The organism is Ruegeria sp. B10 (assembly GCF_056539825.1).
Genome location: NZ_JBQFVP010000004.1, coordinates 311,250 through 320,000, shown reverse-complemented (window position 1 = coordinate 320,000; position 8,751 = coordinate 311,250). Strand labels below are relative to the sequence as shown.

Here is an 8,751-nt window from a genome sequence, read left to right as displayed (position 1 = left end):
AGCTTTCAAACCGCGTTGTTCGATGATGAAACGCTGGATCGTTTTACGCAGACAGAGTTCACACGTGGCACGCGGGCCAATCGGATGGGGATGCAGCTGGAAAGTGACGGACCGGGCTTTGCAGCCAAAGATCAGCTCAATATCCTGTCCGAGGTGATCACGCCCGGCGACATTCAGATGACCGGCACCGGCAACCCTTTCATTCTGCTGCCCGAATGCCAGACGACTGGGGGTTACCCACGGATTGCAACCGTCTTGCCCTGCGACATGCCAAAGGCGGCGCAGACCCCGGCGGGCGGGACGGTTCGGTTTGAATTCGTGACTCTGGAACAGGCTGTAGAGATTGATGCTGCGTTTCGCGCGGATCTTGCGCGCCTTCCTGGCCGCGTGGAGCCTCTGGTCCGCGACCCTCATGACATCCCGGACCTGTTGTCCTACCAATTGATCGGCGGAGTGATCTCTGCCACCGACTAAGGAGACTATCTGATGCCGCGCGTGGATCTGAACGCCGATATGGGCGAGAGCTTTGGCCCCTGGAAGATGGGCGATGACGAAAGCCTGCTGAAGATCATTACATCCGCCAACATCGCCTGCGGGTTTCATGCTGGCGACTGGGATGTGATGGCCAAAACCATGAAATTGGCGGCCGAGAATAATGTAGGCATCGGGGCGCATCCCGGCTTTCCTGACCTTCAGGGATTTGGGCGGCGCAATATGAAAGTGCCCCATGACAGCCTGCGCAATCTGGTGCGCTATCAGCTGGGCGCGGCATTGGGTATGGCCGCAGCCACTGGCACAAAGGTGCGGCATCTGAAACTGCACGGCGCTTTGGCCAATATGTGTTCAGTCGACCTCGAAATGGCGCGCGCCTGCTATCAGGGGGCGCTGGATGTCGATCCGGACATCATCATCATGGTGCTGGCGGTCACCAAGCAGGAAGACGCCGTACGAGAGCTTGGCTGCAAATGGGTGGGCGAGATCTTCGCCGACCGGGCCTACAATGACGATGGCACTTTGGTGGATCGCAGCCTGCCCGGCGCAGTGATCCACGACCCTGAGATTGCCGGCCCGCGCATCCTGAACATGGTGCGCGAAGGGGCCATCATCACCGAATCCGGCAAACGGCTGGAGACATCCATCGACACGATCTGCCTGCATGGGGACGGCGCAACAGCCGTGCAGATCGCCCGGTCGGTCCGGGAAAACCTGATCGAAGGCGGGGTCGAGGTGACAAAGTTCACCCGATAGACATCTGCCCGTAATCCTGGGTCCCTATCCTATGGCTGTTGCCTGAATTTAGTTGAGCGCATAGCATGCCCGCAAGTGCATGTTCTGAATACCGTATTTCTAGCAACGCTATTGGCTGGCCCCGCGCTCGCCGCCAGATGCCCGGCAAGGAGGCGTACATGTCTTTCGATCTGATGTCTTACATACCCCGAGGTGACAAGAAGAACTCGGACTTCTTTCACGAATACCTTCCGATGATCTACGAGCGCAGGACCAGCTCGGGCGTCGCGGATCAGGTCGGGCCGATGCGCGCGATTGTCATCCAGGTCGAATCCACAGCGCTGTTCGATACGATGGTCGAGCTTTATGTGATGACGCCCTACCGCCACTCGGCCAGTTATCTTGGACAGACACACAAGTTCGCGGTCCTGCATTCGCATCCCGACTATCCGGCGCTGATCCTGATGGCCCCGCTGAGCGACAGTTTCGAGGACTTCATCCCGCGCATCAACCGGATGTACCCGCTGGCCCGCCCGACCCCACAAACGCGGTACGTGGGGGAGGTCTTTGCCGCCTGCGATCTGAAAGAGCTAACCAAAACTCTCGAAGAGCAGAACATCCGGCTTGAATATGCAGGTGATACGGAAAACCCATTCTACACGCTGGATGGCTTTCGCTTTACCACACCGTCGGATTTCACCTGCAACCGCGTTGGCTATTCCACCCTGGATTTCAACGACCCCGACAGTCTGGGCCTCGGCGACCGCGTTTTGCTGAGCGATACCGAGAAAGCTAGATTGGAAGAGGCTGCGGCCTTCGGCACCGCCTCGAACATCGCGCCGCTGATGCTGGGGATCGACCACCTCGCCACGCGGGTTCTGGCCGGAGAGCGCGAGGATGCGATCCTCGAGTTTCTGACGATGGTGCCCTATTACTTCTGGGGGGCGTACAACATCTTCGACATGAACTCGTCGACCAATGTGAACCGCAACGCCAATGTGGATGACGACAAGAAATCCCCGGCCAAAGTGTTTACGGCAAACAACACACCGTCCTTCGTAAACTCATTTGCCAAGCTGCCAATGCCGACCGAGGATTTCGTGCGCAATTTCGGCCGCCGCCTGCATCACATGGCGGTCGAGATTCAGGATGGCGACCATGGAGCGGGTGAAAAGAACGTGGATTTTGTCGTCAATACTCTCAAAGACAAGGGCGTACCATTCCTCGCTCATGTGGTGGGGGAATGCAAAGACGATCCCAACCTGAAACAGATCTTCTCGAAACACTCAAAGAATACGCTACTGATCACCGAATATATTGAACGGTGCCACCACTACGACGGGTTCTTCACCAAGGACAATGTCGCGGCGCTGACCGCCGCCGCCGGGCAGGATGAACAATACGAGCACGGTCATGTGTTCGACTGAACAGGTTTCAAAAAAAGGGCTGCGAGGTTTCGCAGCCCAGACCCATCAGGAGAGTATATGTCGGGTCTTATGATGGCCCGATCATGAAACAGGTGACATTGCGCGCCTGAAGGCGGCGGCATGCCAGATCGGCCTGTTCACGGGTCATGCCCTGGAACGTGGCCTCGAACCCTTTAGAGCTTTGATTGACCTTGCGCAGCGTGCCGTCCAGCGCTGTCATCTCGGAAAGGGCAGTTTTCAGCAGCACCTTCTCGGCCTCATAGCGCGTGGTGTAGCGGCCAACATTCACGCCCCACAGATGCCCGCCCGAGGTGGACAGCCGTGTGACGACCTCTTGTTCCGGCTCCGGCTGCTCGGCCGGTTGGGTCGAGGCCAGCACCAGATTGTCGGGCCGCAAGGCCGGGCGTGTATCCGAGCTTTCGACCGGAGGTGCAGTCGGCGCGATATCCGCCTGTGCAATGGCAGCCGCGATCCCGTCCTTAATGCGGTCGCGGTTTTCATCGGCAGCATCAACAACAGCACTGGCCACCTGCGTCGCCGCTGTCGGACGCATCGCCGGTCGCAGGCTGGTCTTGGGTGCGCCGGTCAAACGAGCAACTTGCGTGCCGCCCAAACCGGCATTGCCTGCATAAGCGGGGCGCGCAGGGCGACGGATCGGGGCGCGCGACGGGGCGCGGCGGAACCCGAGATCCAACAGCTCAGCCACTTTGGCGTTTCGCGAGGCCCCAGATTTTCCACCAAAGACCGTTGCGATGATACGCTCATCCTTGCGCTTGGCCGAGGCCACAAGGTTGAACCCCGCCGCACGGGTATAGCCCGTCTTGATCCCATCCGCGCCTTTATACGCGGCCAACAGGCGGCGGTTTGTGTTGGGAACCGTCTTGATCCCGGCATTGGTCGATTGGCGCGAGAACAGGTTGTAATACTGCGGGTAATCATACAGCAGATGCCGCCCCAGCGTGGTCATGTCACGCGCGGTCGACATGTGCCCCGACTCCGTCAGGCCATGCGCGTTCTTGAAGGTCGTGCGGCTCATCCCCATCGCCTTGGCCGTGCGCGTCATGCGGCGGGCAAAGGCGGCTTCGGACCCGCTGATCGCAATCCCGATAGCGGTTGCTGCATCATTGGCCGATTTCACCGCCGCCGCGCGGATCAGATAGCGGAACGCAATCGTCTGGCCCGAACGCAGGCCCAGCTTCGACGGAGGCTCGGCCGCTGCCGCCCGCGTGATGCGAACCTGCGTATCCAGCGTGATCTCTCCGTTCCGAACCGCTTCGAACGCGATATAGAGGGTCATCATCTTGGTCAGTGAAGCCGGGTGCAGGCGGGTATCAGCGTTGCGCGAGTGCAAAACCTCGCCCGTTCGCGCGTCGATCACCATCGCCGCGTAAGGCGCGGCCAAGGCTTTGAGCGGCGCGAAAGAAAGCACCAACATAAACGCTGTGAGGAATACGCCCATCCGGGCCGGGACTGTCCACCGACTCTGCACGATCTTTGCCTCTGTCTGCCTCGTTCCGCCGGGTTTTCCCGGTCGGATGAAATTTATTTATTATCGAGAAGGCTAACACAGGACCCCGGCAAAATAAACCAAAAGCTGGGGATTTCCCGGTATCGTGAGGGGCGCGAATCCCTTCTATATATAGGCGAAGCCGCGGTACGGACCTACCAGATGAGCGATGATGACGGGAACAAGGCAAAGGTTGCACGGTTTTTTCTTGAACTGAGGCCGTACGGCAACATCAACCCAGGGCGCGCACCAGTTCCGAAAGTTCGCCAAGATCCGACAGCTCTCGGAATCGGGGATGGTCAGAGGGGGTTTCGGCATGCTCGACCTCCCACACCAGCCCGTGCGGGACATGAACGCCCCAGCACCCGGCGGCAATCGGCGCCACCACATCCGACCGCATTGAGTTCCCCACCATCATCGCGCTCGACGGCCCATCGCCATGCTGCTCAAAAATCGACCGATAGGTCTCGGCTGTTTTTTCCGAGACGATCTCGACCCCGTCGAACAACTCCCCCAACCCCGATTGGGCCAGCTTGCGCTCCTGATCGATCAGGTCGCCCTTGGTGATCAGAATGACGCGATGGGTCTTGGCCACGCCCTCAACCGCCTCGCGCGCATGGGGCAGAAGTTCGATGGGATGGGCCAGCATCTCTTGCCCCGCGTCGATCAACTGGCGGATGACCGAGGCTGGAACGCGGTCTTCCGTCACCTCAATCGCCGTTTCGATCATCGACAGGACAAAGCCTTTGATTCCATAGCCATAGTGCTGGATGTTGCGCTTTTCGGCGGCCAGCAGACGCTCCATCAGGTGGTCCCGTTCTGCGTGGTCTGCCAGCAATTGGGCGAAATGGGCCTGTGTCAGTTGGAAAAAACGCTCGTTGTGCCACAGCGTATCGTCCGCATCGAAGGCGATTGTGGTCAGTTTATTGTCCATTCCGAAAGGGTCCGCTGCCTCTTTATTCTGACGGCGTCAACGTTATATAAGCCCTCAGATAAACCCAATGCCTGAATCGGACAGTTGCGCGCGATGCTGGAAAACCCCTGGATGATGTCTGACAAATCGGATGACGACGGCGACTCGTCCGTCCTGCTGCAGACGCGACCCAAAACCAAGCGCCCTCCGCTGTATAAAGTGCTGTTGCTGAACGATGACTACACCCCGATGGAGTTTGTGGTTCACGTGTTGGAGCGCTTTTTCGGCATGACCCATGCGCAGGCGTTCGAGATCATGCTGACCGTGCATAAAAAGGGCGTCGCGGTGGTGGGTGTGTTCAGCCATGAGATTGCCGAGACCAAGGTGGGCCAGGTGATGGATTTCGCGCGTCGGCATCAGCATCCGCTGCAATGCACGATGGAACGTGAAGAATAACGCAGGCCGGGCCGCCCGGAATTTATCATGTCCCCTCGTCTTGATCTTGCCCTGAACAGCGGATTGACCCTGTCACAACCGCTGGTGGTGATCGGCCCGACACCTGAAGAGGATCTGTCAGCCTTGCCGCGTGAGGCTCAGGTGATTCAGCCGTTCAAGCCTTTCCACGATCATTTCGCGGGTCAGGGCTTTGCCACCAAACCGGTGCTTGACGCGGCATGCCACGACGCGCTGGTGTTTCTGCCCCGCGCCAAGGCGCTGGCCCGGTCGCTGGTGCAGCGGGCGTGCAGCCATGCCAGCGGGACAATCGTGGTTGACGGTGCCAAAACCAACGGTGTCGACAGCATTCTGAAAGACGTCCGCAAGCGTGTTGCCATCGAAGGCCCTATTTCCAAGGCCCATGGCAAGATCTTCTGGTTTCAGGCCGACGCCGAGGCCTTCGCCGATTGGGCCGCCCCCGAGAACCAAACCGTCGATGGCTACTTGACCGCTCCGGGTGTGTTTTCCGCCGATGGGATCGACCCGGCCTCGGCCCTTCTGGCACAGTCCTTGCCGGACAAGATCGGCCCCCGCGTGGCTGATCTGGGCGCAGGTTGGGGGTATCTGTCGGCGGGTCTGCTGCAGAATGACCGTCTCAAAGCCCTTCATCTGGTTGAAGCCGATCACGCCGCGCTGACCTGCGCGCAAGCAAACGTCCCCGATGCGCGTGCTCAGTTCCACTGGGCGGATGCGGTGACCTGGACCGCGCCCGAGCCGATCGACACCGTCATCATGAACCCGCCCTTTCACACCTCACGCAGTGCCGATCCGGCGTTGGGCCAAGGCTTCATCAAGTCCGCCGCGAAGAACCTGACCCGCAACGGCACCCTGTGGATGGTCGCCAACCGTCACCTGCCCTATGAGGCAACACTGGCCGAATCCTTCGCCCAGCTTCAGGAAGTCGCCGGTGACAATCGATTCAAGGTGTTCCAAGCCTCTCGCCCCCGGGCCTAAGCCCGGCTAACCTGCCCCAAATCAGGAGGATTCGGATGTCCTTTTCCATAGCTGGCAAGACAGCGATTGTAACCGGCGGGGCCAACGGAATTGGGTTGGCCATCGGTCGGCATTTTGCAGATGCCGGGGCCAATGTCGTCTTTGCAGATATGGATGAAAAACGGCTGGCCGAGGAATTGGGCGAGCAGGCCGACGATGGCAACATCCGCTATTTCGCCGGTGATTTGCGCGAAAAGCTGACCATCGCCAACCTGCTTTCGGCCACGCTGGATGCGTTCGATCAGGTCGACATTCTGATCAACGGCGCGCGTCAGGTGATCCCGTCCGATCCGCTGGACCCCGATGACGACTCGGTCCGGACATTGCTGAACCAGAACCTGATGCCCGCCCTGCGCCTCAGCCAATTGGTGGCCAAGCGGATGATCAAACAATCCGGCGAGGATGAGGAAAACCCAGCGGGCTCCATCATCAACCTGTCCTCAATCGCAGCGCGGCGCACCCATCCGGATCTGATGGCCTATTCCGTCTCGACCGCAGCATTGGATCAAATGACCCGCTCGCTGGCGGTTGCACTGGCCCCCAACCGTATCCGCGTGAACTCGATCGCGCTGGGGTCAGTGATGAGCGCATCGCTGCAATCAACGCTGAAAGAAAATCGCGATTTCCGCGACGACATCGAGAAACACACCCCTCTGGCCCGGATCGCCGCCCCGACCGAACTGACAGAAACAGCGCAGTTTCTGGCCTCGGACGCGGCAGGGTTCATCACTGGACAGATCCTGACAATTGACGGCGGCCGCACCTTGCTGGACCCCGTTGCAGCCCCGGCGCATTGACCATGTTTGATACCGAAAAGACCACCGCCTCAGCCTGGTTCCGCCAATTGCGCGACGATATCGTTGCTGCTTTTGAAGCGCTGGAGGACAGCCACGACACCGGTCCGTTTGCTGACGCAACTCCCGGTCGTTTCGAAGTAAAAGAAACCAAACGCCAGTCCGAGGACGGCTCGGACGCGGGCGGCGGGCTGATGTCTGTGATGCGGGGCGGGCGCGTGTTCGAAAAGGTCGGCGTCAATGTCTCGACCGTCTACGGCACGTTGGGCGAACGCGCACAACAGGCCATGGCGGCACGAAAGGGCATCCCTGGCATGACCGAGGATCCACGGTTCTGGGCCTCCGGCATTTCTCTGGTCGCCCATATGCAAAACCCGCATGCCCCCGCCGTTCACATGAACACGCGCATGTTCTGGACACCGCATGCCTGGTGGTTTGGCGGCGGGTCAGACCTGAACCCTTGCATCGAATATGACGACGATACCGCCCACTTCCACGCGACCCAGAAGGCGCATCTGGACCCGCACGGACCAAGCCACTATCCGCGCCTTAAGGACTGGGCGGATGAGTATTTCTACATCCCCCACCGCAAACGCGCGCGCGGCGTTGGTGGTATCTTCATGGATGATTACTGCACCGATGACTGGCAGGCGGATTTCGCCCTGACGCAGGATATCGGCAAAGCCTTCCTGCCCGCGTTCTTGCCGTTGGTCGAAAAACGCCGGGTCCAGAGCTTTTCAGACGCGGACAAAGACACCCAACTGGTGCATCGGGGCCTCTATGCCGAGTATAATCTTGTATATGACCGCGGCACTAAGTTCGGGCTTGAGACAGGCCACGATCCGGATGCGGTGCTGATGAGCTTGCCGCCCATGGCGAAATGGGTCTGAGGCTCAGAACCCAAAATCCATGAAGTTGTCAAAGCAATAGGCTTGCGCAGAGGTCGCCGACATATTCTCTCCGACCTTTCTGACCGTGATGGAATAGCCCGGATCGGTATCCGCGCCCGGAGGTGGTGTCAGTGAGAATTGCACCGTGCGTACGCCCGGCTCATAGGCACGGTAGATATAAATTCGCGTCGGCCCGGGTACACCCAGCGTACGTATCGCGAAATCGCCGATCCCGCACCAGTAGTTCACTGGCGCCGATGATCCGATAGCCTTGACCTCATAGATGCCGCCCTCCAACGGCGTTATCTGGGTCCGGTTTTGTGGCCCCACACGAACACCGAAGCCGACAGCCTGTGCAAGTTGGGGTGCTAGAACAAAGGCTGAGACCGCAATGAGCTTGGCAACACGCATCATCTTAACATCCTGAAATAAACTCTGTTCCATGAGAGTAACACAATTGGAGGTTGGGTCGAGAGGGGGCTCGGCAACAGACCGCAAACACATC

Annotated in this window: 10 protein-coding genes (1 of these 10 cut by a window edge); 7 read left to right on the top strand and 3 right to left on the bottom strand. The window is 59.4% G+C overall.

Annotated features, from left to right (window positions below; all coding sequences use genetic code 11):
* The 3 genes from ACR0J4_RS07935 to ACR0J4_RS07925 form a co-directional block, all read left to right on the top strand.
* Nucleotides 1-474, top strand: partial view of a 5-oxoprolinase subunit C family protein gene (locus tag ACR0J4_RS07935; RefSeq protein WP_170642861.1) — the end only. The gene continues 525 nt to the left of window position 1, outside the view; 474 of the gene's 999 nt are visible here — the last part of the coding sequence; its start codon lies off the left edge, out of view; the stop codon is at nt 472-474.
* A gap of 12 nt (nt 475-486) precedes the next feature.
* A complete protein-coding gene (locus ACR0J4_RS07930; protein WP_170642860.1) occupies nt 487-1,248 on the top strand; it encodes a 5-oxoprolinase subunit PxpA in 762 nt (253 codons plus the stop codon).
* Nucleotides 1,249-1,406: 158 nt separating this feature from the next.
* Nucleotides 1,407-2,654, top strand: coding sequence for a hypothetical protein (locus ACR0J4_RS07925; protein ID WP_170642859.1), 1,248 nt, complete (start codon nt 1,407-1,409; stop codon nt 2,652-2,654).
* 67 nt (nt 2,655-2,721) lie between these two features.
* Here ACR0J4_RS07925 and ACR0J4_RS07920 read toward each other — a convergent pair whose 3' ends face one another.
* Nucleotides 2,722-4,113, bottom strand: coding sequence for a D-alanyl-D-alanine carboxypeptidase family protein (locus ACR0J4_RS07920; RefSeq protein WP_170642858.1), 1,392 nt, complete (start codon nt 4,111-4,113; stop codon nt 2,722-2,724).
* Between the two features lie 280 nt (nt 4,114-4,393).
* The gene (locus tag ACR0J4_RS07915) at nt 4,394-5,095 is read right to left on the bottom strand and encodes an HAD family hydrolase (protein ID WP_170642857.1); all 702 of its coding nucleotides are present in this window, start codon (nt 5,093-5,095) and stop codon (nt 4,394-4,396) included.
* Nucleotides 5,096-5,188: 93 nt separating this feature from the next.
* Between ACR0J4_RS07915 and clpS the strand changes: the two genes are divergently transcribed.
* From clpS to hemF, 4 genes are read left to right on the top strand one after another with little or no spacing between them, the layout of a single operon-like run.
* Nucleotides 5,189-5,530, top strand: a complete 342-nt coding sequence (gene clpS, locus ACR0J4_RS07910; RefSeq protein ID WP_170378718.1) for an ATP-dependent Clp protease adapter ClpS — start codon at nt 5,189-5,191, stop codon at nt 5,528-5,530.
* Between the two features lie 27 nt (nt 5,531-5,557).
* Nucleotides 5,558-6,523 carry a methyltransferase gene (locus ACR0J4_RS07905; protein ID WP_170642856.1) on the top strand — a complete coding sequence of 322 codons (966 nt, stop codon included), beginning with the start codon at nt 5,558-5,560 and terminating at the stop codon, nt 6,521-6,523.
* A 35-nt stretch (nt 6,524-6,558) separates the two neighbouring features.
* Entirely contained in the window at nt 6,559-7,359 is an 801-nt protein-coding gene (locus ACR0J4_RS07900; protein ID WP_170378722.1) for an SDR family NAD(P)-dependent oxidoreductase, read from the top strand.
* Between the two features lie 2 nt (nt 7,360-7,361).
* Nucleotides 7,362-8,246, top strand: coding sequence for an oxygen-dependent coproporphyrinogen oxidase (hemF, locus tag ACR0J4_RS07895; RefSeq protein WP_170642855.1), 885 nt, complete (start codon nt 7,362-7,364; stop codon nt 8,244-8,246).
* Between the two features lie 3 nt (nt 8,247-8,249).
* On the opposite strand, the gene ACR0J4_RS07890 is transcribed toward hemF, so the two are convergent.
* Nucleotides 8,250-8,690 carry a hypothetical protein gene (locus tag ACR0J4_RS07890; RefSeq protein WP_480668357.1) on the bottom strand — a complete coding sequence of 147 codons (441 nt, stop codon included), beginning with the start codon at nt 8,688-8,690 and terminating at the stop codon, nt 8,250-8,252.
* Nucleotides 8,691-8,751: the final 61 nt, after the last annotated feature.